This window comes from Acinetobacter kookii (genome assembly GCF_900096895.1).
Classification (GTDB): domain Bacteria; phylum Pseudomonadota; class Gammaproteobacteria; order Pseudomonadales; family Moraxellaceae; genus Acinetobacter; species Acinetobacter kookii.
The window spans coordinates 706,344-731,012 of sequence record NZ_FMYO01000001.1; the positions used below are offsets into that span (position 1 = coordinate 706,344).

The following is a 24,669-nucleotide window of genomic DNA, read 5'->3' on the forward strand; positions in this document are numbered from 1 at the left end:
TTCACAACTTATGCATGTTTATGACGCATATGCGGGAACAAAATCACGTCACGGATACTTGGTGCATTGGCAAAGATCATGACTAAACGGTCAATACCAATCCCCTCACCTGCTGTAGGAGGAAGCCCGTATTCAAGCGCTTCAATAAAGTCTGCATCATAGTGCATGGCTTCATCATCACCGGCATCTTTTTCAGCCACCTGCGCCTGGAAACGCTCTGCCTGGTCAATCGGGTCATTCAATTCCGAGAAACCATTGGCCAGCTCACGGCCACCAATGAAGAATTCAAAACGGTCCGTAATATGCGGATTTTCATCATTACGACGCGCCAATGGAGAAGTTTCCGCTGGATATTCGGTAATGAATGTCGGTTGACGCAGTTTGGTTTCAACGGTTTCTTCAAAGACGATGGTTTGAAGTTTACCCAGGCCAAAACCAGGTTTCACCTGTTCTTTCAGTTCTTCCTGAATAAATTTAGCCAGGAATTCACGGTCAGAGACATTTTCAGGCGTGAATTGCGGGTTATGCTCAAGAATGGCATCGAACATGGAAATTTTCTTGAATGGACCTTTGAAGCTATACACTTCATCACCATAAGGAACGTCAGTTGTACCCAGGATGTCTAGCGCCAGTTTCTCAAGCATATTTTCAGTTAAAGCCATCAAGTCTTTATAGTCTGCATACGCCTGATAGAATTCGATCATGGTGAATTCCGGGTTATGGCGGGTCGAAACCCCTTCGTTACGGAAGTTACGGTTAATCTCGAATACACGCTCAAAACCGCCAACCACCAAACGTTTCAGGTATAGTTCAGGTGCAATACGCAAGAACAATGGCATGTCCAATGCATTATGATGGGTTTCAAATGGACGCGCAGACGCACCGCCTGGAATTACATGCATCATTGGCGTTTCCACTTCCATGAAACGCTCATTGCTTAAATAGGCACGAATTCCTGAAACCACTTTGGCACGAATTTCAAACGTTTTACGGGTTTCTTCGTTAACGATCAGGTCAAGATAACGTTTACGGTACTTCACTTCAGTATCGGTCAAGCCATGGAACTTGTCTGGAAGCGGGCGCAGTGACTTAGTTAAAAGTTCAAATTTTTCAATATGGACATACAAATCACCTTTACCGGAACGGCCGATGTAGCCTTCAACGGCAATGATGTCACCCAGGTCTAAGCTCTTGATAGTTTCCAGTACTTCAGGTGCCAGTTCTTTACGTGCAACATACAGCTGGATACGGCCAGTCATGTCCTGAATCACGATGAATGAACCGCGGTTCAACATTACGCGGCCTGCAACTTTTACATAAACCTTTTCGCCAGCTTCAATTTCTTCTTTAGATTTTTCAGCGAATTGCAATTGTAAATCTTGTGCATAGTGCTCACGCTTAAACGCGTTTGGCCATGGGCTAATACCAGTTTCTTTTGCTTGGTCTTGAATCTGCTTTAACTTGGCATGACGCTGTGCAATTAAATCGTTTTCGGAAATGTGTTGTTCAGAAGTCGATTGAGCGTTATGTTGCGTCATCTCTGCCTCAAATATGTGTAAAAACGGAAGTTGCATAGCATAGCAGATTTAGTACAAATTTCGAATGACTTATTACCCTACAAATGCACGGATTTGCTAAAACAGCTTGCTTTATTTTATCTGGCTAAGCTTCGGCAAGCTGTTTGACAATCTCAAAGCCTTTTTTAAACCCGTTTTCCATCATTTCCCGATATTCCTGAGAAGTATCCACTTCCACGCTGAGTCTGGTTTTTCCATCTACCTGCTCCAGAACATATTTCTCTAAAGCACCCTTCCATTTTTTAACTTCTTCACTATGCAAATCTTCAACACCCTTACGAAGCATACCTAAATGTTTAAAGATCACCACTTTCAACTCTTCCAGCTGCTCAATGGTAGCGACCATGCCATTATTGTCAGCATCCAGGAACAAGGTTTTACCGTTGACTTTCCAATCCGAACGAATGATGGAACCGGGAGAAAAATAATACGTCCATTGACTATAACTCTCCGGCTCCCATAACACCTGCCATACTTTTTGGGGTGTGGCTGCAATTAAAATTTCATAGCTTAATTTTTCCATAGCGTCGTCAACTCAGAAATATGCTCTCCACAAAAGTAGCGAAACTATTTTTTACATCCTAGCCAGATTTTGTTATTGAATACCGATTTGAACAATTAATAACACCAAGTATTTGTTTTTAATTAACAATTTATTTTGTAATTGAGTTTATTTGATTGATCTGAAATACATCTTAGACCAAAAGCTAACTTCTTTATACAGCCAACTGACTTACAATGAACACAAGAAAATAGTTGAAAAGTAATCTATTTAACTGTTTCTATCTTTGTGAATAAAGAAAGTATGAACTAAAAAAATGACGACATGCCCTTTAAAAATCCTGTTTTTACATGGACTCGATTCTTCGCGTGAATCGACCAGATTCCATGCGATTGACGCCGATCATAAATATTGTATCGATGTAGATTATCGCAACCTGAATTTCCAAACCGTTGCTAATTTTTACCGGGAAACTATTGCCAAAATTCAACCGGAAATCCTGATTGGCCATAGCTTGGGTGCCTATTGGGCCCTGAAAATGTCAGCGCTCTGTAAAATTCCGGCGATTATTGCCAATCCCAGCCTGAGTCCAGACTTTCGTACAGATTATCCGCCTATTAGTGAAGATGATCTGGAACATGATATTGCACAAATTGCCTATCTGGAATTAGGCGATGAAGAACTGGATATGTATGCGGTTCAACAGCAACTTGAACCCTATATGCAGGTTCAGACCGTCGAAGGTGGGCATCATCGTTTAGCCAGTCCGGAAAATATCAATGGCCTGCTCCAGCATATGCAGACACATTTTTTGAAAAAATAAAAAAGCCTTGGAATAACCAAGGCTTTTTTTTCAAAGGGCTTAATCAAGCAACAGCTTGTTCCGGCTGTGATTTGTTATCTAGCACAGACCAAATGTCCAAGCCCAGGTCATTATGCAAATCTGGCAAGTCCAGAAAAACACTTACCCCTAAAACCTCATGCTTGCATTTATTCACCAACTGTTTGACTGCTTTTAGCGTACCGCCAGTGGCTAGCACATCATCCACAATAATGATTTTTTGCGGTTGAACGTCAGCTGACATTTCCAGACGGTCCATACCGTATTCCAGGCTATAACCGACGCCAACAACCGGCGGCGGTAATTTTCCTGCTTTACGAACCAGCAATAAACCTTTACCCAAACGTTGTGCCAACAGGCTTGCCAACACAAAACCGCGTGCTTCAACTGCAACAAAACTGTCGACTTCTGCCAATTTTTCAGCAGGAATACTGGCAATTAAAGCTTCAGTTAATAACTCAATATTTCCCATAAATAATGGAGTCAGGTCAAAAAAGCAGATACCTGGTTTTGGGAAATCCTGGACAGTACGAATGTTAGACCACAAAGTTGTAGACAGATTGCTCATGGGAGAAAAGTATTTAAAAAAGAATGAGTGAATTTTAACGCTTTATTAGGCCCATGACCAGTAATCGCTTACTTTTAAGGCACAATAAAAATAGTCACAAAATTATAACTTACTGATTTATTGGGTTAATTTTTTAAATAAATAATAGGTATAGATTTATCTAATCTTAGAATAACAAACACAGTCATTTTTTTCTGCACGACCTTAGTCTAAAGAGGAATGACCTGCTTTCAAAAGGCGATAGCCAAAACCTTGTTTTTAGCAAAATTTTAAACTTCATGATGAACTTATATGGATTAACTTCTGCCTCTTTCCCTGTTTTAAAGACAAGTTTTGTCCTCATAAGCAATTCTGGTTTCAATTTCTGCCTTTAAACTCCGATATTCGCTTTACATTGACGATAGAACTGCGTAAAAATTTGCTTGAATATGTACATCGAAAATCATATCGATAAAGTCACACGGTATATGGAATTTTACTGATCGCACATTTTTGAAAGTCAGTATTTTGGAGAGTCAAATGAAGAAGTATCAATGCATCGTTTGTGGATGGATTTATGACGAAGCTGAAGGTTGGCCACAAGATGGTATTGTCGCGGGTACCAAATGGGAAGATATCCCGGATGACTGGACCTGCCCGGACTGTGGTGTATCAAAAGTTGATTTTGAAATGGTAGAAGTCTGATTATTGATAGCAAAGACCATAGTGAATGGTCTTTTTTTACGTCTTATAGAAACCCGTCTGGAGAATAATATGCATCCTATCGTCATCATTGGTTCTGGTATGGCCGGCTATACCGCAGCACGTGAATTTCGCAAGCTTAATCCCGAACATGAGCTGGTCATGATCTGTGCAGATGATGCGGTAAACTATGCCAAACCGACGCTTTCCAATGCTTTAGCTGGAAAAAAGGCACCTGAACAAATTGCCTTGGGTGATGCAGCTAAAATGGCAACCCAACTGAATATGCGTATTGAAGCACATACCTGGGTAAAAGAAATTCAAGCGGCCCAGCATCAGCTTGTTTTAGAAAAAAACGGACAACAAACAATTCAGCCTTATGCCAAGTTGGTGCTTGCGGTGGGTGCTCATCCTGTTCGCGTAGCCATTGCAGGCGATGGCAGTGATGATATTCATGTCGTCAATAATTTAGAAGACTACAAGGCATTCCGTAAGAACCTGGATCAGCATCACGATAAACGTGTGGTGATTTTAGGTGCCGGTCTGATTGGCTGTGAATTTGCCAATGATTTGCAAAACACAGACCATCAAGTGACTGTGATTGATTTGGCTCCTCAACCTTTGGGACGCTTGTTACCTACCCATGTTGCAACGTCTTTCCAGGAAAAACTTGAAGATACCGGCATTCACTTCGTTTTGGGTACTACGGTTGAAAAAGTCATCAAAGTGGAAAAAGGTGATTATCTAATCACGTTAGCCAATGGCCAGTCTGTGGTTGCCGACGTTGTGCTTTCTGCGATTGGTTTACACCCAAATCTGGAGTTGGCCAAAACCGCTGACATTCATTGTAGTCGCGGTATTTTGACCAATAGTCATCTGGAAACCAACCAGGCAGATATTTATGCCATTGGAGACTGTGCCGAGGTTAATGGTTTATTGTTGCCTTATGTCATGCCAATCATGCAACAGGCACGCGCGTTAGCGAAAACCCTGAACGGTGAAAAAACCCATGTGCATTACCCGGCAATGCCAGTTGCAGTCAAAACCCCTGCTGCACCGCTGACAGTACTTCCAGCACCTGTGGATGTTGATGTAAACTGGGAGACAGAAGAACTTGAAGATGGCATGATTGCCAAAGCTTTGGATAGCGAAAATACATTACGTGGTTTTGTCTTGTTGGGACCAAGTGCTGCCAAACAGCGTTTGAGCCTTACTAAACTGGTACCAGACTTGCTTCCTGCTGCGGTTTAAGGTTTTAACACCTAGGACATTTTTTCAGCAAAATGTCCTTTTTTAGGAAAACAATAATGAATAGCGCACTTAATTTTACGGGTTCTCCCTATACATCTTTTATGCATGAAACCAAAGTCAATTTAGGCAATGGCGTTGAACTTCATGTGGAAATGGGGGGAGATCCTGAACATCCAGCCATCATGCTGATTATGGGTTTAGGTGCGCAAATGTTGTTTTGGCCTGATTTTTTCTGCAAGTCGCTGATTGACCAAGGTTATCGCGTGATTCGTTTTGACAACCGCGATATTGGTCTGTCTTCCAAAATCCGTCACTCGGGTCCCCGTCTCAACACCCTGAAATTGATGGGACGTTTTGCCTTGGGCTTACAAAATCAAGGTGCGCCATATGACTTATATGATATGGCAGAAGATGCGGCACTACTGATTGAGCGTTTGGGACTGGAAAAAGTCTCGGTGATTGGTGCTTCCATGGGGGGCATGATTGCGCAGATTCTGGCAGCCAAGCATCCACAAAAAGTCAGTAATTTAGGTCTGATGTTTACCAGTAACAATCAGCCGCTGTTACCGCCGCCTTTTCCTAAACAGCTGCTTAGCCTGATTGGCAGACCGGAATCAACGGATGAAGAAGGCATTGTCAACCATAGCGTAAAGGTGTTTAACATTATTGGTTCTCCAGGATATATCAATCAACTGGAAATTATTCAGACTGCACGCAAATTATATCAACGAAGTTATTACCCAGCGGGTGTACTTCAACAGTTTTTAGCAATATTATGTACAGGTTCTTTGCTACAATTGGGTAAGCAAATTCAGCAACCTACCCTTGTGGTACATGGCTCTCGTGATCGTTTATTGCCACCGAGTCATGGCAAAGCAGTTGCAAAGGCAATTACTGATGCGAAGTTTGAATTAATTGATGGAATGGGGCATGATATCCCACCGCATTTTATTCCATATCTAAGCGGATTATTTGCTGATCACTTTAAATCAAAACATTAGGACACTATGGCTGCATTACCCTCTTTAAGACAGCTGTCATACCTCGTTACACTGTCTGAAACGCTGCATTTTACTGAAGCTGCGCGCCGTTCATTTGTGACCCAGTCAACTTTGTCAGGCGGGATCATGGAGTTAGAGCGCTTGCTAGGTGGAGTACTTGTTGAACGCGATCGCCAAAATGTGCGTTTAACTCCGCTTGGCGAACAGGTTGTTGCCCGAGCCCGTGTTCTATTGGCAGATGCACAAGACTTGATGCGTTTAAGTCGTGAAATGAGCGAACCCTTAACAGGTGATTTACATTTAGGGATTATTCCTACAATTGCGCCTTTTATTTTGTCTCAGCTTCTGGATGAAGTGCATAAGCAGCTTCCTAAAATTCAGCTGCACTTGCACGAAGCGCAAAGTGAAAAGATTGTCGAAAAACTCGAACACGGCAATCTGGACATGATCGTGTTGGCCTTACCATTTGACACGCGTGGCTTAAAAGTTGCCGAAATTGCAAAAGAAAACCTGTATCTGGTTTACCATAAAGCGGATCAGAATGCCCAGAATGCCCGCAGTTTGGATGATCTGGATTTATCTCGCTTAGTGTTACTTGAAGAAGGTCATTGCTTACGCAACCATGTATTAAGTGCCTGCCCAATTGGTGAACGTAAAAATGATCATCGCTTAAAAGCAAGTTCATTGCCGACACTGGTCGAAATGGTTTCTTCAGACTTGGGCTTTACCCTGCTTCCTGAGATTGCCATTCATACTCATATGATTAAAGCCAATTCCGATTTAGTGGTTAAATCTATCGAGGAAGCGCCAAGTCGTACGCTTGCCTTGTTGACCCGTAAAAGCACACCATTGCAAAGCGAGTTTGATGTACTGCTGCAAATTTTGCAAAAGATCACCCAGGATCTTCATTAAAAGATTCAACTTATTAAAAGGAGCAGCTGCTCCTTTTTTTATGCTTAATGGAACTATTCAGGCTCATTTTTCTAATGAAATGCCTGATTTTTTCATAAAAAAAGGTTTACCACCCGGATAAACCTTGTTTGAAGCAAATGGAAAAACTCTCATATGTGGATGAACGAAAAACCCTTCTTCAAAAATTGCTCACTTCTGAATTGCAAAACCACTCGAAGCAAGCTTATTTTATTCAACTATTCCAGTACTTTATATCCCTGATAATAGGTATTTTTTGTTTCATTCTAAAAATAAAGGTAAAAAAATAGCTTATCCACCCAGATAAGCCATGTAAGGTAAAATATTTCTATTACTATGATTGTAATAAAAATATTGTAGCCCTTGGAGTTGAAATAGTCTTGCCGGATCACCCAAACAAAAAGTGTTATTATGCTATAGCGTTAAAATCGGTTTTTATATCCCTATAATTAGGTATTTTTCATTATTTATAAGCATGAATAAGCTTTAAATAAAAGCAAAGAAAATAAACTACAAGAAAAATCATAATAAAATAATTTTTGTTTAAATATGCTTTATTGTACAGATACTTAAATTTACTATAATTTTATAAATTCACTAGTTTCAGGGATAGCAGTTTCCTCGTTTTTATCACAAAGTAACAAGATAAAATATAAAACCAATGTGAGTACCACCTTGTGGGTGAACTAATATTACCTGTTCCTATCATGATGATAGAGGATCAACCTCTTTGTAATCAGCCATTAGAAATGATTCTCATGAGATTGGGTTATCCGAAAGAATTAATGATGAGCACCCAAAATCTAGCCGAAGCTGAAACGTGGTTGCAGCAGCATTTGCCCAACCTGATTTTTATTGATGTGGCAGTGCACACTACAGCAAAGCTTGGATTTATAAAAAATTTAAAACACATCCATCCCGATAGCTATGTGATTGCAATCTTAGCCCAACAGCAGACCACATTACTCTTCAATGCCATTCAGTCTGGTGCACAAGGATATGTTTTTCATCATCATACGGAAGCAGAAATGCTCAATCATATTAAAAGTACCCTACGTGGAGGAGCTCCCATCCATCACGATTTAGCCCAATATATTTTGTCTCATCCAACTAAAGGTATTGAAAATAAATCCGGGCTCGAAGAAAACCCTACGCTCAGCCTAACAGCGATTGAATCTGAAATTTTAAATCTGGTCGCAGCCGGTTTAAATTCACAGCAAGTGGCAGATCAAACCCATATTCCACTGTATAAAATTGAAGGCAATATTAAAAATATCTACAGAAAAATTGCCAGTTTAGACTCTTAACTTTTCAATTTAGGATGATTGATCCGGAATAATTGATGAGTAAATCAATCACCTCAAGGAGTCCGAGGACTTATTGAGGTGATATGAAGGACACTGTTCCGGATTATTTGATCAGCTCTAATAATATCCGCTGTGCATTATGTGCTTCTTGCCCTTCAGCAACCTGTGCACGTAACCAGGTACCATCACTTTGCAGTAACCACGCTTGCTGGTTATCCTTTAAATAATTCAGCAAACCTTGCTGGTAAATGCGTTTTTTCAATGCCGCATCTTCAATCGGGAAGCAGGCTTCGACACGATTGAACAGGTTTCGGTCCATCCAGTCTGCACTTGAACAGTAAATCCGGCTCTCTCCTCCGTTCAAGAAGTAATAGACACGGGTATGCTCTAGGAAACGTCCTACAATGGAACGGACCCGAATATTTTCAGATAGGCCCGGCAAACCGGGACGCAGGCAGCAGATCGAGCGGATAATCAGATCAATTTGTACGCCGGCTTGAGAGGCTTCATATAATTTATTGATCAGTTGCATTTCCGTTAAGGCATTCACCTTGACAATAATTTGCGCAGGTTTACCGGCTTTGGCATTGGCAATTTCATCATCAATGAAATTAATCAGCTGGGCATGCAGGGTGAAAGGTGCATGCAATAACTTTTTCAGTTTTGCCATTTTCCCCATACCGGTTAATTCCTGGAAAATGCGGTGCACATCTTCACAAAGCTCTTTGTCCGTGGTCAGCAAACCATAGTCGGTATAAATACGAGCATTGCCGGCATGGTAGTTGCCGGTACCCAAATGTACATAACGCACCAGCTTGTTGTTTTCACGGCGTACCACCAGAATCATTTTGGCATGCGTCTTATAACCGACAATGCCATACACCACCACTGCTCCGGCTTCTTGCAGCACATTCGCGACAGCAATGTTGGATTCTTCATCAAAACGGGCACGCAGTTCAATTACCGCCGTCACTTCCTTGCCGTTGCGCGCCGCTTCAGCCAAGACCTGAACAATTTCAGAGTCCGGACCACTTCGGTATAACGTTTGCTTGATGGCTAAAACTTGCGGATCACGTGCAGCTTCACGCAGTAAATTAATGACCGGGGCAAAAGACTCAAACGGATGATGGAGTAAAATATCCTGCTTCTGCATGGCAGAAAAAATATTTTCAGATTTTTTCAGCACTTTCGGAATCACCGGCGTATGCGAATCATAACGTAAATGCGGGCGCTTAAAATTGGACAACAATCGCGCCAAGTTAACCGGGCCATCGACCTTGTACAGTTGCTCTTCTTCCAGATCGAACTCATCCAGCAAATAGTCATAGATATGTTTCGGGCAATTATGGGTCACTTCCAGACGTACCGCACGACCAAAACGACGCGAATTCAGTTCCCCTTTCAGGGCTTTGGCCAAGTCTTCCACATCTTCGTTTAAGGCCAGATCGGCATTTCGGGTCACGCGGAACTGGTAACAGCCGGTTGCCGTCATGCCCGGGAACAGGTCTGAAACATGTTCATGAATAATGGCAGACAACATCACATGATGCTCTTTCCCCCCGGTGAGTTCATCCGGCAAACGCACGACACGGGGCAATGAACGCGGTGCAGGCACTACAGCCAGATCAATCTGACGGCCAAAAGCATCTTTACCTTCCAGGGTCACAATAAAGTTGAGGCTTTTGTTGACCAGACGCGGGAACGGATGTGCCGGATCAAGGCTGATCGGTGTCAGTACCGGCGCCACCTGCTCCTGAAAATACTTTTTCACCCAGGCTGACTGTGCAGGTGTCAGTTCGCCACGGCGCAAGAAACAGATATCTTCTTCACGCAATTTAGGCAAAATTTGTTCATTTAAAATGCGGTACTGACGCTCAATTGCCTCATGCGTGGTTTTGGAAATGATCTCCAGCACCTGTTTAGGGGTTAAACCGTCCGGGCTATGGCTTTCATTGCCTAAATCCAGTTGCTCCATCATCCCCGCAACACGAATTTCAAAAAATTCATCCAGATTACGGGAAAAAATAAGCAGAAAATTCATTCGCTCAAGCAAAGGATGCAAAGGATCGACCGCTTGCTCCAACACGCGCAAATGGAAGTCGAGAATAGAAAGCTCACGATTAATGTAGCGATCATTATATGCGTATTCTATTTGCGTCGGAGTCGTATTAGCAGCCGTATTCATACCTAACCTGTAATTGTTCGAAAGTAGCCTGTATCTTCACAAGTATGCTTCAAATTTATGACAATTTCATAAAAAAAAGCCCAAATCACTGGGCTTTTTGAAAATAAATCTTAAATTAGGGAATATGGCTATAACGCATATATTTTTGAATCATCCGCTTGCGATATTGCAGCTTTCTATCTTGTTGATGATCTTGATAATATTTAGGGTTGGGCAAAATGGCTGCTAGAAATGCGGCCTGTTCACGACTCAGGCTTCGCGCACTTTTACCAAAGTAATGCTGGGTGGCTGCTTCTATGCCATAAATATTGTCGCCAAATTCTACCGAGTTGAGATAGACTTCCAGAATGCGCTGTTTTGACCACATCCGTTCCATCATCCAGGTGGCAACCGCTTCCTGCCCTTTACGCAGGAAAGAGCGTTTATTGTATAAAAACAGGTTCTTGGCCAGTTGCTGGGAAATGGTAGAACCGCCGGCTACCACCTTACCCTTGTCTTTGTTGCGTTCCAGGGCGAATTGCATGCCCTCCCAGTCAAAACCTTTATGCTGCAAAAACTTTCCGTCTTCCGCGGCAACCACGGCATGTTTCATATAATTGCTGATCCGATCATAATCACGCCAATCATGTTTAATCGGTTTCGAAGGTTCAGACCAGTAATCCAGACGCATCATCATGGTGGTGTCCACCGGATGGGTGCGCCACCATAGCAAACTTGAAAAAATCCACAGTTGAACCAGAAGCACCAGACTGACAAGTATTAACAAACTACGAACAATAAAAGCTTTCATGTCAGTGAGTTACTCCAAAAATCTGTTTTTTTCGTGCTAAGCTGGATGCTGAATATAGCAAAGATTATAAAAGAATAGCATGGCCGAACTTTCTCCCCCTTCCATTCAAAGCAAACCTGAAGTTCATCTGTGGTGGCTGACGGCAGTTTTTATTGCCATCAATGTCGGTTTATTTCTCTGGCAAGTCCTGAGCGGAGTCAATATTACGGCTCCCAGTCTGGTCGATGCGATTCATTGGGGTGCTGATTATGCACCTTTAACCTTTTTAGAGGAACCCACTCGCCTGTTTACCAGCATGTTTTTTCATTTTGGCCTGATTCATTTAATGCTGAACATGTGGGCGCTGTATATTTTTGGCAGTGTGGCCGAACAGCTTTTAGGCCGGTTTTATTATCTGGGACTTTATATTCTTGCCGGTCTGATGGGCAGTTTACTGAGCGGTTTCCTCGATATTCAGAATAGCTTTGAACTCTTGCAAAGCAATGACCCGACACTTCTTCCTACCGTCAGTGCCGGTGCATCCGGTGCCGTGATGGGTATAGGCAGTGCATTGACGGTTTTAGCGCTACTCCCCTCATTACCGAAACAGCGCTTTATTCTAGATAAAAAAAGCCTACTGATGATTATGGGGATTAACCTGCTGATTGGCTTTACCATTGCCGGAATTAACAATGCCGCACATATTGGCGGCATGTTGATGGGTGCGGTGCTAACAATAATCTGGTATGCGGGACAACGAATACATAAACCCAGGTTGGCTTTTGTTGCAGGCATGACGGTAGGCATCATCAGCTGTTATCTGTTGTATGCCTACTGCATGCAACAAGTGCAGATTCTGGAACCGGTCTGGCGGCAAATATTGGCCGCCATGCGGGCACAACTGCATTTTTAGATTTTCCAGTTTAGAGAGCAATCTATTGATTCATCTCTCGCAAACTTTGCAGTGGCGGAATATCACAGAGATAACTTAAACGATAACGACCAATCAGCGCACACAGTAGCGTCATGAGTATGGGTAAAATCATCCAGATTTGCCAGTGGGCCTGAATCAGCAGATTCATTTTATAACTGGCAATGGCACTGATCACTTCGGCAAACAGGCAAGATACAATTCCTGCCATGAATCCCATAAAGCCAATTTCCAGGGTCATCATCTGCTTGAGCTTTTGCTTGGAACTGCCGAATGAACGCAGCAAAGCCACTTCACGTTTGCGTTCATCCATCAACAGGTTTAAACAGGCAATTAACACCAGAACCCCCGAAACACTGACCAACAGCGCCAGAATGGTGATAATTTGCACCAGCACCTTCACCAGGCGTTTGACCTCATCCAGAATCAGGCTGACATCAATAAAAACGGTGTTGGAAAATTGCTGAATTACCGACACCATCTGGTTTTTATCCTGTTCCGGCACGTAAAAACTGCCTAAATAGCTGCCGGCATTTTCATCCATGGTGTTGGGCGCAAAAATAAAGAAAAAATTCGGACTGAAACTTTCCCATTCCACACTGCGCAAGTTCACCACCTTGGCCTGAATCTGGCCTTCAGGCAGGCTAAAGGTGAGCCGATCGCCGATTTTAATGCCCAGTTCTGCTGCGGTTTTGGCTTCAACCGACACCTCACCGGGATGTTTCAAGGCGGCCGTGCCCTGCAGGATAATATTGTCCACCGGATATTCTGTGGTCTGGGTTAAATTCAGTTCACGGCGTAAAGAATTGTTGCTTTTGACCAGATCTGCCGCAAAAGGCTGATCGTTCTTTGCGACTAGGCGACCACGAATATTGGGATATAAGGGCGTACTTGGCCAGCCGTGTTGTTTCATCTGAGCTTTGAAAGCAGGCATATCAAACGGCGGCAGACCATACACAAACTGGTTGGGAGTGCCTTCCGGCAATTGCTGTTGCCAACGCTCCAGCAAATCGGTCCGCAACACGGTCAACACCGTCATCAGACTCAGGCCCAGTGCCAGAGCGGTAATTTGAAAAGCGGTTTGATACGGCACCCGCACATAGGCTGAAATTGCCCCTTTCAGGTTTTTGATGAACTTTAAACAGCCCCAGATCATTAAATAGAGGATGGTACACAGCAGTACAATCGCCCCCATCACCCAGGCAGTCAGCACAAGATTTTCAGTCAGCACAATACTGAACAGTGCCAAGCTGGCTGTGCCCATCACCAACATCCAGAGCATTGACTGTACCGATTTTTCCTGTTGGCGAATGACCCGAATCGGCGGAGTATTGAGTAATTGCCACAGACTGGGAACAATGAATCCCAATAGCACCACAGCACTGGTCAGCATGGCAACCGGTAATGGACCCAGCAGCATTTCCCCGGCAGAAAACTCCATCTGCAAATTTGGAATCAGTTGCAGCATCAGTTGCAGCAAACCATAGCCCAGTGCGATTCCAGCCAGACTGCCAATCGCTATAGCAATCATTAAGACCACAGCCAGCAAACTGAGATAGGCATTGAGAATCTGCCCTCGTGTCGCACCAATGCAACGCATCAATGCAATATTGTCCTGATTTTGTTGTACATAACGCTGGCTGGTCAGGGCAATTGCAATCCCGCACAGCAAAATGGTCAAGATATTGCTCAGTTGCAGGAAAGTATCCAGATTGGCAATCGGCTTCATTAAACGGGTATTGCCTTCGCTGGCATTTCTTAACCTGAGGCTATTTTGATCATCAGCAGTTTGTACCTCATCGGCTGTTTTAGATGAATTACCTTGCTGAGACTTCTTGAAATTTTGCTCAAACTGCCTGGTCTGCTGAGGGTCTCCTGCCATCAACAACCGGTACTCGGCACGGCTGCCCACCTGAATGGCATTGGTTTTGGCTACGTCGCTGCGGGAAATCATCACCGTTGGCGAAAAGCCGGAAAAGCCCAGTTCCTGATTGGAATCATGCTCAATTTTTGCCGTAATCTTAAACTGCGCATCGGCAATATTGACTGTATCTCCCACTTTAACCTGCAATAAATCCATGGCACGTGGACTCATCCAGACCTCGCCAGGCTGGATGGTTTGTGCCTGTGGCAGGACCCGCAGCTCCCCGCGCAAGGGAAATGCCTGATCGATGGCTTTCACATTCACCATGACAAACTGATCCCGGGTATGAGCCATTGAACTGAATGCAGTGACTTGGGATTGTTGCAGTTTTAATTGTCTGGCCTGATTCTGCCACTTTTGTTCCAGCGGCTGATTGTCGGTCAGCACCAGGTCTGCTGCCAGCATTTCTGCGGCCTGGAGCGCCACAGCATTTTGAATCTGTTCATTGCTAAATTTCAGCGCAGTGGTGGCACTAATCGCCAGGGTCAAGGCAATGATCAGCAGATAAACACCGCTGCTTTTAAAGCTTTGCGTCAGCAGTGGCCGAAATAATCGATTCATTTCAGTCCTCTCCCAAGCCATGTTCGATCAAATGGCCATCGCGCAACTCAAAATGCCGCTGGCATTGCTGGGCCAATGTTGAATCATGGGTCACCAGCACCAGCGTGGTGCCAAATTCACGATTCAGCTGAAACAGCAGCTGTTCAATTTCCTTGGCGGTTTGTGCATCCAGATTACCGGTCGGTTCATCGGCAAAAATAATTTGCGGGTCGCTAATTAAGGCACGGGCAATCGCCACCCGTTGCTGCTCCCCCCCCGACAAGACTTTGGGTGTCTGCTGGGCCTGACGTTCCAGACCGACTTTCTTCAGCAAAGCCAAAGCCTTTTTTTCAGCTGCAGCAAAGTTAAAATTCTGCTTTAAGCGTAGCGGCAACATCACATTTTCCACCGCCGTTAAGTGCGGTAACAGCTGAAAGGACTGAAATACAAAACCAATATTTTTTAAGCGCACCAGCGCTCGCTGTTCTTCATTCAATTCGGTAATCGATTGCCCACAGACCTGCAATTTTCCTGAACTGGCCTGATCCAGCGTCGCCAGAATACCCAGCAGGGTCGATTTACCTGAACCGGATCGTCCGGTAATTGCTACCTGTTCACCACGGTGAATATCAAAGCTGAGATTTTCAAAAATGCTGAGTTCTTTTTGGGCAAATTTGATCTTTTGGCTAAGCTGCTGTGCAGAGATAATCACTTGTGGCATGATGGAATGGTCGCTATTAACGTGGGTCATAAAATCCCTATATGCAAAATCGCAATCTGAAAACTCTTGTATTGCCTTGCTTGGCCATGCTCAGTCTGGGTCTTACTCCAGTCATGGCATCTGCTAAAACCATTATGATTGTGGGTGACAGTATTAGTGCGGGTTATGGCATACAGGCACAGCAAGGCTGGGTAGCGTTATTACAGAAACGTCTAGACCAACAGTATCCGAAACAGCATAAAGTGGTCAATGCCAGTGTCAGTGGTGAAACCACCAGTGGCGCCGTGGCACGCCTACCCAAATTGCTGCAAACCTATAAGCCGCATATTGTGGTGATTGAACTGGGCGGGAATGATGGTTTACGCGGTCAGCCACCGCTCTTGATTCAAAAAAACCTGGCGACTTTAGTGCAGCATAGTCAAAAAGCGAAAGCCAAAGTCATTATATTTGGAATGAAAATTCCGCCCAATTACGGCACTGCTTATAGCAAAGCTTTTGAAAAGAATTACAAGATTGTCAGTCAGCAGCATAATGTGAAATTGCTGCCATTTTTTTTAGAAGGTGTGGCTGGCAAGAAAAGCCTGATGCAAGCCGATCTGGTTCATCCCAATGCCTCTGCTCAAAGCATCTTGCTGAACAATGCTTATCCCTATATAAAAGGCGCTTTATAAAGCGCCTTTTATAAATCCTGACTTTTGACTTTTAACTTAAAAATCAAAGAAAGTGACTTCACCCGTTTCAAGCGAGTACTCTGCGCCCACTACTTTTAACTTGCCTTGGGCAATCAAATTTTCCAATACCGCAGAACCGTGACGCAACTGGTTTACGGATGCAAAAACGTTGGAACGTACGGCATGTTTGGACAGTTTATCCAAGTCATCTTTGAGTTCGGTTTGCATTAAAATTTCAACTGAAGGACGTACCCGGTTAACAATCGACATCAAGTTGGCTGATGGCGGAGCTGCTGGATTGGTCAATGCCTCAATGGTGGAATGAATGGCGCCACAATGGGTATGCCCCAAAACAATCACTACAGGACAGCCAAAACTGTCCGCCGCAAATTCAACACTACCGACTTGTGATGGCGCAACAATATTGCCGGCTACACGAATCACAAATAAGTCACCTAGCCCCTGGTCAAAAACCATTTCAGCCGGTACACGTGAGTCTGAACAGCCTAATACAATTGCAAACGGTTCCTGGCTTTCTGCCATTTCTGCACGTTGCTGGTGAGACAAAAGTTTAGAATGCGTCGTTTCACCATTTACAAAACGCTGGTTCCCTTTTTTTAAACGATCTAAAGCTTCTTCTGCTGTTAGCATGCTGGTCTTCCAATGTTTTAAGTTGGAACATTTTAATGCCATGAAAACCGAAAGTCACTTGCAAAAAATCATAGCTGTGCAGTTTCTGACTGCGTTACAAAATATTTTTATTGGGTCCAAAAAAAGACACAGTTCACATTTTAAATCTTTCCAGTTACCGGGTTCAAAAAACAATTCAGTGACATTTCTTTAATAATATTTACAATAAACTACAGACATTTAAAAAAATTAGATGCTGTCTGAAATTAGATAATTTTTATTCTTGACCTATAAATATTATCGGCATGAGTCTTCAAGGATGATCATCAATGACACAGCCTGGTTCAAATTTTTCTCGATTTGTACGCAACCTCTGTCTTGTTACAGCCTGCTGTTTTACAGGCATGGCTGTGGCTCAAAGCACCAAACCGAATACAGAAAAAATAAATTTGCAAAACTATCTGGTTCAGGAACGCAATGAAGCCGGGTTGAAAGCCAGAACCATTCAAGTCGGTGAGATTAGCTGGGCTTACAATGAAGGAGGATCACGGCAAAAACCGACCATTCTGCTGATTCATGGTTTAGCCGGGAATCGGGACAACTGGAACCGGGTGGCCCATTTTTTAACGCCTTACTATCATGTCATCATTCCCGACTTGCCCAATAATGGTGAAACCAGAACACCTGAAAACTTTGATGCTTCCGTACCCAATGTGACAGAAAGCCTGCGCCGTTTTGTTGAAGCCATTGATGTAGAAGACAAACTGAATGTGGCCGGCCATTCCCTGGGCGGATCGATTGCCACTGTCTATGCATCGCAATATCCGTTTGATACGCAAAGCCTGTTTCTGCTCAATAGCGCAGGTATTTATACCCAGGCCAAGACCCGCTATTCCAAAGATCCGGTGACCCTGAAACAGCTGATCGTGTCTAAACCTGGCGATCTGGAACAGGTGATGCATCGGGTCATGCAAAATCCACCCAGCTTACCCAACGCCGTGAAATCTGCCCAGGAAAACTACCTGATTACCCAAGCAGCAAAAAATGGCAAGCTGATCGATCAGCTGGTGGCACTGAACCGTATTTATACGCCAGAATCCTTTGCCCGTCTTACCCGAACGGTAGAAGCCCCTACCCTGATTCTTTGGGGCAAACAGGACAAAATTATTAATGTTGAAGTGGCAAATGAGTTAAAATCTTTATTGAAACGCGCTGAGGCTCCTGTCATTCTTAATAATGTAGGACACATGCCCATTTTGGAAGCAGAGCAGGAAGTGGCGGCATATTATTTACCCTTTCTTGCCAAGACCCAAAAAATGAAAAACCCGCTGGCAGATAAGCTTATTCCACTCAATTAATTTTTCCCCGAGACAGTATGCAAAAACATCCGATGATTGAGCAGTTAATTGAAGCTCATCTTGACTTTTTAGACCAAGAGTTTTCACATACTGCAACGATTCAAACTGAATTCCTGAATTTTTATCAGTGGTTTAGAAAACAGCCGCTGCAACAGATCTGGTCCTTTGAGCAAATCAATGCACTGTTGCAAAAGCAGGTTTTAGCCACCCCCGCGAGCAGCTTTTTAATTGAGCAGATTACGGAGCATCTGCGTTTTGCCCTGGTTCATCCGCTCAACGAGAGCACTAAAATAGCCGATGTCATTCCAGTTTTAACCATCGACAAAATTGCCCAATATGTCGCGAGCAAAAGTGCTCACCGCCAGCGCTTGATTAAAACGGTGGTCAATAATCCTGCCTTTTCCGCCATGATTAGCCAGCTCATTCAGCACTCCATTCAGGACTATGTGGATAATTCGGTCATGGCCAAACGGGTTCCTGGCGTGTCCCGTTTTATGAAAATGGGCAAATCGGTGTTGGAAACCGTGACCGATTCAAATCTGGATGAAACCGTTGCACATTATTTGCAGAAGAATATTTTAAAACTGAGCCAAATGAGTGAGCATGTTTTAAATCAGCATTTTGATGACGAAAAGCTCTATCATTTTCAGGCCAACCTCTGGCATAAAATCAAGGATATGCCTTTAACGGTACTGAAAAATTATATTGAAGTTCAGGATCTCGGTAACACGGTGAATTTAGGCCATGAAATCTGGGATCACATCCGCCAAACAGATTACCTGAAACAGCAGGTTCATGATGGGGTCTATGCCTGGTACATTCGCAACCAGGAACGCCCATTTGACTTATTGTTACGTGACCTGAATATTGATGAAGCCTTGATCCAACACGAATTGCAGCAGTTGCTGGCGCCTGTCGTGCAAAAACTGGTTTCATCTGCATATTTACGTGAACGTGCCAGAGCCTATTTAGAGAAATTCTATTATGCTGAAACGGCACAGAAAATTTTAAACCTTGAGGCCTCATAAGACCGATATATAAAAAGCCACATCATGCGGCTTTCTTGCTTCTTATAAAAAAACCTCCGTAATGGAGGTTTTTTCTTAAATCATTTGCGCTTATTTAAAATAAGCACCTTCGGTGTTGCTATGATCCGTTTGGTCAACTACACGCATCAATTCAGGAACATGCTGTTTCAAGGTAGTTTCTACACCCTGCTTCAAGGTCAGGTCGATAGACGAACAGCCTTGGCAACCGCCACCAAATTTCAGTACCGCAGTTAAACCGTGTTCTTCATCTTCCACCACTTCAACCAGTGCACAGTTACCACCATGGCCTGCAAGTCCCGGGTTAATTTCAGACTGAAGTACATAGGTAATGCGCTCTTCTACCGAGGCATCCGGACCTACACGCGGCACTTTAGAATTTGGCGCACGGAATGTCAGCTGACCACCAAAACGGTCTTTATTGTAGTCAATCACGGCATCCAGCAAATACGGAATGGATGGAGTATCAATAAATGCCGGAAAATCCGGGTAATCCTGTTTATAGTCAGTTGGAACAACTTCGTCAGGTGCACTATATGCCATACAACATTCAGCACGTGGCGTACCAGGATTTTCCACAAAAACACGCACCCCAATACCTGGCGTATTTTGCTTTTCTAACAAATCCTTTAAATACTCTTGAGCAGTCGGAGTAATCAATAAGTTTGGAATCTCTTCTGCAACTGCAGTGCTGGTGTTCTCAGTCGACATAACAATTTTTCCTCAAGCTGAAGTGTCCATTTTAACTGAAGATGTGGGGTAATTTCATAAATTCAACTAAAATTGTCGGATTTATTGTGAAAGTTCCACTTAAGCTGCCATTTAATGGCATTATGAACAATAGATTTTGAAATGTAGAACTTGCTTTTATGTTGGATTTACCTTTTAACCATACTGTTACCCTGATTCTTATTACCGTTATTATCTCGCTGGTTGCCTTTTCCAACCAGAAAGTCATGAGCCGACTCATTTTCTGGCCGCCGGCAATGCAGCGTGGACAATATGATCGCTTTATTACCCATGGTTTTGTGCATGCAGACGGGACTCATCTGCTGTTCAACATGATTACCCTGTTCTTTTTTGGCAGCGTGATTGAAAGTTTTTATCGGCAATATATGTACGATTTGGGCTTTGTGCTGTTTTATCTGGGTGGCCTGATTTTTGCCATTTTACCAAGCTATCTAAAGCATCGTAATGATCATCGCTGGGCCAGTTTAGGGGCTTCTGGTGCAGTGTCTGCCGTGCTGTTTGCCTATATTCTGTTTGAACCGTGGAAATTGATCTTTGTGTTCTTTATTCCTGTGCCTGCGATTATTTTTGCCGTGCTGTATGTGGCTTATAGCGTCTGGTCAGGCAAACGCGGCAATTCCAACATCAACCATAGTGCGCATTTATGGGGAGCGGCGTATGGGGTAATAATGACGATTATTATTGAACCCCGCCTTATTGGCCACTTTTTGAATAAACTGATGCAAGTGCCTTTTTAAGGTATTTTTCAGAATAGGAACACCCAGTATTTAGGCTTTAAAAACACTTCACTGGGTTTTTTCAATAAAGAACATTCGAATATTTAAAAAATTAAGGAGCTTAATGCTCCTTTTTTGCTGCGTATATTCAATAAAGATTTACATAATTTTGTCATTAAATGCTACCCCACAAATCATTTTGGCATAGATAATGTAGACATCTGTATATAAATGCGCAAAAAAAAGAGATCTTTTGCATGTCCACTTCATTAAATGGTCTTCAATTCCCTATCAATCCCCACAGCAAAAAAGCCAGTACCACCCAAACAGGCAAAGAAATTATTGCTGAAGCCCTGTCTATAGTCGACAATAAGTCATCCATGGATGCACTTGCCGAAAAAAATTGGCGCAAGCACTATCCGATCTATTTCAAGGCCTTGGTAGAACACGGTATTCGCACCATCAACAATTCCATTACCATTGCCAAACAAGGCTTGCATAAAGCCCATCATAGCTTTGATTTTTATCGAGATGGTCAACGCTATTTATTGAAAGACATCATGAAAGATGTCGATACCGCCACCTTGTATACCATTCAGCTCAAAGGCGAAAGTGATATTGCACCAGAATGGTATGTTCCCTATAAAGGACAAAAGCTAAAAGGTCAGGCTTTACTGGATCAAATCCAGATCTGGCAAGATGCAGGCATTATCGAATGCAGCCATGCGGATGCCTTGCGTAGCGCACAGGCCCATCCGGAATGGTTTGATCTTTCAGACCGTACCATGGTGCTATTTGGTGCAGGGTCTGAAGCCGGTCCGCTCACCTGGCTGGCACGCTGGAAAGCCAATATTATTGCCGTAGACTTACCCAATACCCGGGTGTGGGACAGAATCCTCAACACCATTCAGCAAGGCAACGCCACCCTGTATGCCCCTTGCACGGAAAAACTGGCAGAAGATACCTCAAGCACGGTACTGAAAGAAAAATTAGGCGCCGATTTACTCACCCAAACACCTGAAATTGCCCACTGGTTAAGCCAAAGTGAACATCAGCTTGATTTGGCGGCTATTGCCTATCTCGATGGTGAAAAACATGTTCGTGTTGCCATGGCCATGGATAGCATCATGGAATATGTCAGTGAGCAAAAATCGGACACCAGTTTAATGTTCATGTGCACGCCAACCGATGTCTATGCCATTCCGAAGGAAGTGGTCGAAGCGTCTTATGACAAGTTCCAGTGCCGTTCCAAAGTCCGTCAGCTTCTGAGTAAAGGCATTTCAACCGTTACCGCCCAGCGTTTTTTCCAGCAGAATCTACACACGCTCATTTCTTCCGACAATGGTCAGGAATATGGCATTGCGGACTGTCTGGTGGTCGAGCAAGGTCCAAACTATGCTTTGGCCAAACGGATCCAGCAGTGGCGTGCCACACTGGCGCGACATTATGGACAACGGGTCAGCATTAATATTGCGCCGTCTACCACAACCCATTCAGTGACCAAAAATCCGTTATTAAAAGCCGCCTTCAGTGGTGCCAGCCTGTTCGACGTGGAATCGTTTAGTCCAGAAACCACCAATGCCTTAATGGCTGCGTTATGGATTTATGACCTGCGTCATCCTGAATCGGTTGCAAACCCGGAAACCCATCTGGATCATCCGCTAGAACTGATGATGAAAGGTGCCAACCATGGCGGATTGTGGCGTGTGCCTTATTTGGCCCGCACCGCTTTGCCTTTTGCCGCACTGTATGGCTTTGCCAACCAAAAATTGCCGATTAAGAAGGTGCTACGCAAGATAAAGAAATAATCACAAGGCTTCCCCCTCTTCTTTAGGAAGATGAGAAATATAGCTTTAAACCAAAGTGCAAGTGAAGGTCAAACAAAGACAAATGAAGGATATATGCAGTTTGATTTTCTTTTCATAACAAAGCACTGAAAGACATAAAAAAACGCTGCGAAAGCAGCGTTTTTTGTTTCTAACAGACGTCTAAACGAACTGTAAGAATAGCCAGTACAAACCACCAGATAAACAGATGGTCGCTGGTAAAGTGAAGATCCATGCCGATAAAATGGTACGCACCATTTGCAAATTCAAGCCTGACTTATTGGCTACCATGGTACCTGCAACGGCACTGTTCAAAACGTGTGTTGTCGATACAGGCATACCCAAACCATCTGCTGCAGCAATCGTTGTCATTGCAACAAGTTCGGCTGACATGCCCTGACCATAAGTCATATGGTTTTTACCAATACGCTCACCTACAGTCACCACAATACGCTTCCAGCCCACCATCGTACCCAGACCTAATGCCAGGGCAACAGCCACTTTTACCCAGGTAGGAATATACTGAAGGAATGAATCCAGGTTTTTACGATATTCTTTAACCAACTTGCTTTGATCTTTTGACATCTCAGGAAGCTGCTCAGCTTTATCTAAACGCTTAAACGCAGTCGTGCTGAGATACATATCATTGCGGATCGCAGAAACTTCAGCCTCTGGAATATTGTGAATATCACCATATTTGGCAACACGGTCACCCAGATGATCGGTCAGGCTCGCTAAAGCTGGAACCACTTCAGGGGTCACTTCTTTAGTTTGAATATACTTGGTAATCACAGCACGTGCCTGAGCATCCGCAATATTTTCATGCTGCGGATAAATAGCAGTAGCGGTTTGCTGAGACAATTGCTCAAAAGACTGAATATGTGCATTGTCTAAATTCTTGTTTAAAGAATAAGCCAATGGTACACAACCAATCAAAATCAGCATAATCAAGCCCATGCCCTTTTGACCGTCATTTGAACCATGCGCGAAACTCACACCGGTACACGTGAAAATCAAAATCGCACGAATTAAAGGTGGCGGCGGCTTATTCCCTTCAGGCGGATGAAAGAGCTCCAACTGTTTACGAAAGATCTTTTTCACCAGTAAAAACAGGACAGCAGCAAAAGCAAAACCGATCAGTGGAGAAAATAGCAGTGCCTTACCCACTTTCATCACCTGCTCCATATCTACGCCGCTTGCGCCAGCGCCTGAGTGCAGGATGTAGTTCATAATACCCACACCTAAAATCGAACCGATTAAGGTATGTGAGCTTGATGCCGGAATACCCAAAAACCAGGTACCCAAATTCCAGAGAATCGCAGCGATCAGCATGGCAAAAACCATGGCAAAGCCTGCGCCTGAACCGACATTCATAATCAGTTCTACAGGTAATAAAGCAATAATGCCGTAAGCAACAGCACCACTTGCCACCATCACCCCAAGGAAATTACAGAAACCTGCCCACATTACGGCAACAGGGGCAGATAAGGCATTGGTATAAATAACAGTTGCGACTGCATTGGCCGTGTCATGAAAACCATTAACAAATTCAAAGCCTAAAGCAATTAATAAAGCAGTCGCTAAAAGAATAACGGAATATAAACTTAATGCTGGCACATGCGCCAAATCGGTTGAAAGCTGAAAACCGATATACACCAAAGTTGAAATAATAACCGTGAGAAACACCGGCATAAAAAATTTCGGTGTAGCAACATGCACATTCGTCGATTTCGCTGGTGCTGATGGCACCTGATCTTGGACGGGAGGAATACTAGAATTCATGCAGACGGTTCAAAGGGATAATAAAATCCCCTTATTGTTCAATTTAATTGTGACAATTATATGACAAAGAGCTGTCATATAAAGCAGTTTTTCATACTTTATTTGGCACCTTCCTCGCTAAAAACCCGAGAATAGCAGTCAACTTAAACAATTAAAATCATA

22 protein-coding genes are annotated in these 24,669 nt (G+C 43.6%); 12 read left to right on the forward strand and 10 right to left on the reverse strand.

Features of this window, described 5'->3' with window-relative positions; translation table 11 throughout:
- Positions 1 to 8: 8 nt before the first annotated feature.
- Positions 9 to 1,538, reverse strand: a complete 1,530-nt coding sequence (lysS, locus tag BLP85_RS03405; protein WP_092818724.1) for a lysine--tRNA ligase — start codon at positions 1,536 to 1,538, stop codon at positions 9 to 11.
- Positions 1,539 to 1,662: 124 nt separating this feature from the next.
- Positions 1,663 to 2,100 (reverse strand): SRPBCC family protein, encoded by a 438-nt coding sequence (locus BLP85_RS03410; protein ID WP_092818725.1) that lies wholly within the window; start codon positions 2,098 to 2,100, stop codon positions 1,663 to 1,665.
- A 295-nt stretch (positions 2,101 to 2,395) separates the two neighbouring features.
- Here BLP85_RS03410 and BLP85_RS03415 point away from each other — a divergent pair, with 295 nt between their 5' ends.
- On the forward strand, positions 2,396 to 2,902 hold the full coding sequence (locus tag BLP85_RS03415; RefSeq protein WP_092818726.1) for a YqiA/YcfP family alpha/beta fold hydrolase: 507 nt from the start codon (positions 2,396 to 2,398) through the stop codon (positions 2,900 to 2,902).
- A gap of 43 nt (positions 2,903 to 2,945) precedes the next feature.
- On the opposite strand, the gene BLP85_RS03420 is transcribed toward BLP85_RS03415, so the two are convergent.
- Complete coding sequence (locus BLP85_RS03420; protein WP_092818727.1) at positions 2,946 to 3,488, reverse strand: adenine phosphoribosyltransferase; 543 nt, start codon at positions 3,486 to 3,488, stop codon at positions 2,946 to 2,948.
- Between the two features lie 519 nt (positions 3,489 to 4,007).
- Here BLP85_RS03420 and rubA point away from each other — a divergent pair.
- From rubA to BLP85_RS03445, 5 genes are all read left to right on the forward strand, one after another.
- Complete coding sequence (rubA, locus tag BLP85_RS03425; protein WP_086195931.1) at positions 4,008 to 4,172, forward strand: rubredoxin RubA; 165 nt, start codon at positions 4,008 to 4,010, stop codon at positions 4,170 to 4,172.
- Positions 4,173 to 4,241: 69 nt separating this feature from the next.
- Positions 4,242 to 5,420 (forward strand): NAD(P)/FAD-dependent oxidoreductase, encoded by a 1,179-nt coding sequence (locus BLP85_RS03430; RefSeq protein WP_092818728.1) that lies wholly within the window; start codon positions 4,242 to 4,244, stop codon positions 5,418 to 5,420.
- Positions 5,421 to 5,476: 56 nt separating this feature from the next.
- Entirely contained in the window at positions 5,477 to 6,421 is a 945-nt protein-coding gene (gene estB / locus BLP85_RS03435; protein ID WP_092818729.1) for an esterase EstB, read from the forward strand.
- Positions 6,422 to 6,427: 6 nt separating this feature from the next.
- Complete coding sequence (oxyR, locus tag BLP85_RS03440) at positions 6,428 to 7,333, forward strand: LysR family transcriptional regulator OxyR (protein ID WP_092818730.1); 906 nt, start codon at positions 6,428 to 6,430, stop codon at positions 7,331 to 7,333.
- A 695-nt stretch (positions 7,334 to 8,028) separates the two neighbouring features.
- The gene (locus BLP85_RS03445) at positions 8,029 to 8,658 is read left to right on the forward strand and encodes a response regulator (RefSeq protein WP_143002178.1); all 630 of its coding nucleotides are present in this window, start codon (positions 8,029 to 8,031) and stop codon (positions 8,656 to 8,658) included.
- A gap of 103 nt (positions 8,659 to 8,761) precedes the next feature.
- Here BLP85_RS03445 and ppk1 read toward each other — a convergent pair whose 3' ends face one another.
- Positions 8,762 to 10,843, reverse strand: coding sequence for a polyphosphate kinase 1 (gene ppk1 / locus BLP85_RS03450; RefSeq protein ID WP_092818732.1), 2,082 nt, complete (start codon positions 10,841 to 10,843; stop codon positions 8,762 to 8,764).
- A 115-nt stretch (positions 10,844 to 10,958) separates the two neighbouring features.
- Positions 10,959 to 11,633 carry a monofunctional biosynthetic peptidoglycan transglycosylase gene (gene mtgA / locus BLP85_RS03455; protein ID WP_092818733.1) on the reverse strand — a complete coding sequence of 225 codons (675 nt, stop codon included), beginning with the start codon at positions 11,631 to 11,633 and terminating at the stop codon, positions 10,959 to 10,961.
- Between the two features lie 79 nt (positions 11,634 to 11,712).
- Here mtgA and BLP85_RS03460 point away from each other — a divergent pair, with 79 nt between their 5' ends.
- Positions 11,713 to 12,525 (forward strand): rhomboid family intramembrane serine protease, encoded by an 813-nt coding sequence (locus tag BLP85_RS03460; protein ID WP_092818734.1) that lies wholly within the window; start codon positions 11,713 to 11,715, stop codon positions 12,523 to 12,525.
- 22 nt (positions 12,526 to 12,547) lie between these two features.
- Here BLP85_RS03460 and BLP85_RS03465 read toward each other — a convergent pair whose 3' ends face one another.
- Together BLP85_RS03465 and BLP85_RS03470 are read right to left on the reverse strand one after the other, a co-directional pair.
- On the reverse strand, positions 12,548 to 15,028 hold the full coding sequence (locus BLP85_RS03465; RefSeq protein WP_092818735.1) for an ABC transporter permease: 2,481 nt from the start codon (positions 15,026 to 15,028) through the stop codon (positions 12,548 to 12,550).
- A 1-nt stretch (position 15,029) separates the two neighbouring features.
- Positions 15,030 to 15,758, reverse strand: a complete 729-nt coding sequence (locus BLP85_RS03470) for an ABC transporter ATP-binding protein (protein ID WP_092818736.1) — start codon at positions 15,756 to 15,758, stop codon at positions 15,030 to 15,032.
- Between the two features lie 56 nt (positions 15,759 to 15,814).
- Between BLP85_RS03470 and BLP85_RS03475 the strand changes: the two genes are divergently transcribed.
- Positions 15,815 to 16,399 (forward strand): arylesterase, encoded by a 585-nt coding sequence (locus tag BLP85_RS03475; RefSeq protein WP_409449176.1) that lies wholly within the window; start codon positions 15,815 to 15,817, stop codon positions 16,397 to 16,399.
- Between the two features lie 36 nt (positions 16,400 to 16,435).
- Here the strand turns inward: BLP85_RS03475 and BLP85_RS03480 are convergent, their stop codons facing one another.
- On the reverse strand, positions 16,436 to 17,050 hold the full coding sequence (locus tag BLP85_RS03480) for a carbonic anhydrase (protein WP_092818738.1): 615 nt from the start codon (positions 17,048 to 17,050) through the stop codon (positions 16,436 to 16,438).
- 383 nt (positions 17,051 to 17,433) lie between these two features.
- Between BLP85_RS03480 and BLP85_RS03490 the strand changes: the two genes are divergently transcribed.
- Positions 17,434 to 18,387, forward strand: coding sequence for an alpha/beta fold hydrolase (locus tag BLP85_RS03490; RefSeq protein WP_228143240.1), 954 nt, complete (start codon positions 17,434 to 17,436; stop codon positions 18,385 to 18,387).
- 17 nt (positions 18,388 to 18,404) lie between these two features.
- On the forward strand, positions 18,405 to 19,415 hold the full coding sequence (locus BLP85_RS03495) for a hypothetical protein (protein ID WP_092818741.1): 1,011 nt from the start codon (positions 18,405 to 18,407) through the stop codon (positions 19,413 to 19,415).
- 90 nt (positions 19,416 to 19,505) lie between these two features.
- Here the strand turns inward: BLP85_RS03495 and nfuA are convergent, their stop codons facing one another.
- Entirely contained in the window at positions 19,506 to 20,144 is a 639-nt protein-coding gene (gene nfuA / locus BLP85_RS03500) for a Fe-S biogenesis protein NfuA (RefSeq protein WP_092818742.1), read from the reverse strand.
- 158 nt (positions 20,145 to 20,302) lie between these two features.
- Here nfuA and BLP85_RS03505 point away from each other — a divergent pair, with 158 nt between their 5' ends.
- Positions 20,303 to 20,920 carry a rhomboid family intramembrane serine protease gene (locus BLP85_RS03505; RefSeq protein ID WP_092818743.1) on the forward strand — a complete coding sequence of 206 codons (618 nt, stop codon included), beginning with the start codon at positions 20,303 to 20,305 and terminating at the stop codon, positions 20,918 to 20,920.
- A gap of 236 nt (positions 20,921 to 21,156) precedes the next feature.
- Entirely contained in the window at positions 21,157 to 22,707 is a 1,551-nt protein-coding gene (locus BLP85_RS03510) for a hypothetical protein (RefSeq protein ID WP_092818744.1), read from the forward strand.
- Positions 22,708 to 22,887: 180 nt separating this feature from the next.
- Here the strand turns inward: BLP85_RS03510 and BLP85_RS03515 are convergent, their stop codons facing one another.
- On the reverse strand, positions 22,888 to 24,507 hold the full coding sequence (locus BLP85_RS03515; protein ID WP_092818745.1) for an inorganic phosphate transporter: 1,620 nt from the start codon (positions 24,505 to 24,507) through the stop codon (positions 22,888 to 22,890).
- Positions 24,508 to 24,669: the final 162 nt, after the last annotated feature.

Excerpts from the sequence above, each read along its gene's own strand:
- lysS (WP_092818724.1), bottom strand. The coding sequence starts at position 1,538 with ATGACGCAACATAACGCTCAATCGACTTCTGAACAACACATTTCCGAA.
- BLP85_RS03410 (WP_092818725.1), bottom strand. The coding sequence starts at position 2,100 with ATGGAAAAATTAAGCTATGAAATTTTAATTGCAGCCACACCCCAAAAA.
- BLP85_RS03415 (WP_092818726.1), top strand. The coding sequence starts at position 2,396 with ATGACGACATGCCCTTTAAAAATCCTGTTTTTACATGGACTCGATTCT.
- BLP85_RS03420 (WP_092818727.1), bottom strand. The coding sequence starts at position 3,488 with ATGAGCAATCTGTCTACAACTTTGTGGTCTAACATTCGTACTGTCCAG.
- rubA (WP_086195931.1), top strand. The coding sequence starts at position 4,008 with ATGAAGAAGTATCAATGCATCGTTTGTGGATGGATTTATGACGAAGCT.
- BLP85_RS03430 (WP_092818728.1), top strand. The coding sequence starts at position 4,242 with ATGCATCCTATCGTCATCATTGGTTCTGGTATGGCCGGCTATACCGCA.
- estB (WP_092818729.1), top strand. The coding sequence starts at position 5,477 with ATGAATAGCGCACTTAATTTTACGGGTTCTCCCTATACATCTTTTATG.
- oxyR (WP_092818730.1), top strand. The coding sequence starts at position 6,428 with ATGGCTGCATTACCCTCTTTAAGACAGCTGTCATACCTCGTTACACTG.
- ppk1 (WP_092818732.1), bottom strand. The coding sequence starts at position 10,843 with ATGAATACGGCTGCTAATACGACTCCGACGCAAATAGAATACGCATAT.
- mtgA (WP_092818733.1), bottom strand. The coding sequence starts at position 11,633 with ATGAAAGCTTTTATTGTTCGTAGTTTGTTAATACTTGTCAGTCTGGTG.
- BLP85_RS03460 (WP_092818734.1), top strand. The coding sequence starts at position 11,713 with ATGGCCGAACTTTCTCCCCCTTCCATTCAAAGCAAACCTGAAGTTCAT.
- BLP85_RS03465 (WP_092818735.1), bottom strand. The coding sequence starts at position 15,028 with ATGAATCGATTATTTCGGCCACTGCTGACGCAAAGCTTTAAAAGCAGC.
- BLP85_RS03470 (WP_092818736.1), bottom strand. The coding sequence starts at position 15,758 with ATGACCCACGTTAATAGCGACCATTCCATCATGCCACAAGTGATTATC.
- BLP85_RS03475 (WP_409449176.1), top strand. The coding sequence starts at position 15,815 with ATGCTCAGTCTGGGTCTTACTCCAGTCATGGCATCTGCTAAAACCATT.
- BLP85_RS03480 (WP_092818738.1), bottom strand. The coding sequence starts at position 17,050 with ATGCTAACAGCAGAAGAAGCTTTAGATCGTTTAAAAAAAGGGAACCAG.
- BLP85_RS03490 (WP_228143240.1), top strand. The coding sequence starts at position 17,434 with ATGGCTGTGGCTCAAAGCACCAAACCGAATACAGAAAAAATAAATTTG.
- BLP85_RS03495 (WP_092818741.1), top strand. The coding sequence starts at position 18,405 with ATGCAAAAACATCCGATGATTGAGCAGTTAATTGAAGCTCATCTTGAC.
- nfuA (WP_092818742.1), bottom strand. The coding sequence starts at position 20,144 with ATGTCGACTGAGAACACCAGCACTGCAGTTGCAGAAGAGATTCCAAAC.
- BLP85_RS03505 (WP_092818743.1), top strand. The coding sequence starts at position 20,303 with ATGTTGGATTTACCTTTTAACCATACTGTTACCCTGATTCTTATTACC.
- BLP85_RS03510 (WP_092818744.1), top strand. The coding sequence starts at position 21,157 with ATGTCCACTTCATTAAATGGTCTTCAATTCCCTATCAATCCCCACAGC.
- BLP85_RS03515 (WP_092818745.1), bottom strand. The coding sequence starts at position 24,507 with ATGAATTCTAGTATTCCTCCCGTCCAAGATCAGGTGCCATCAGCACCA.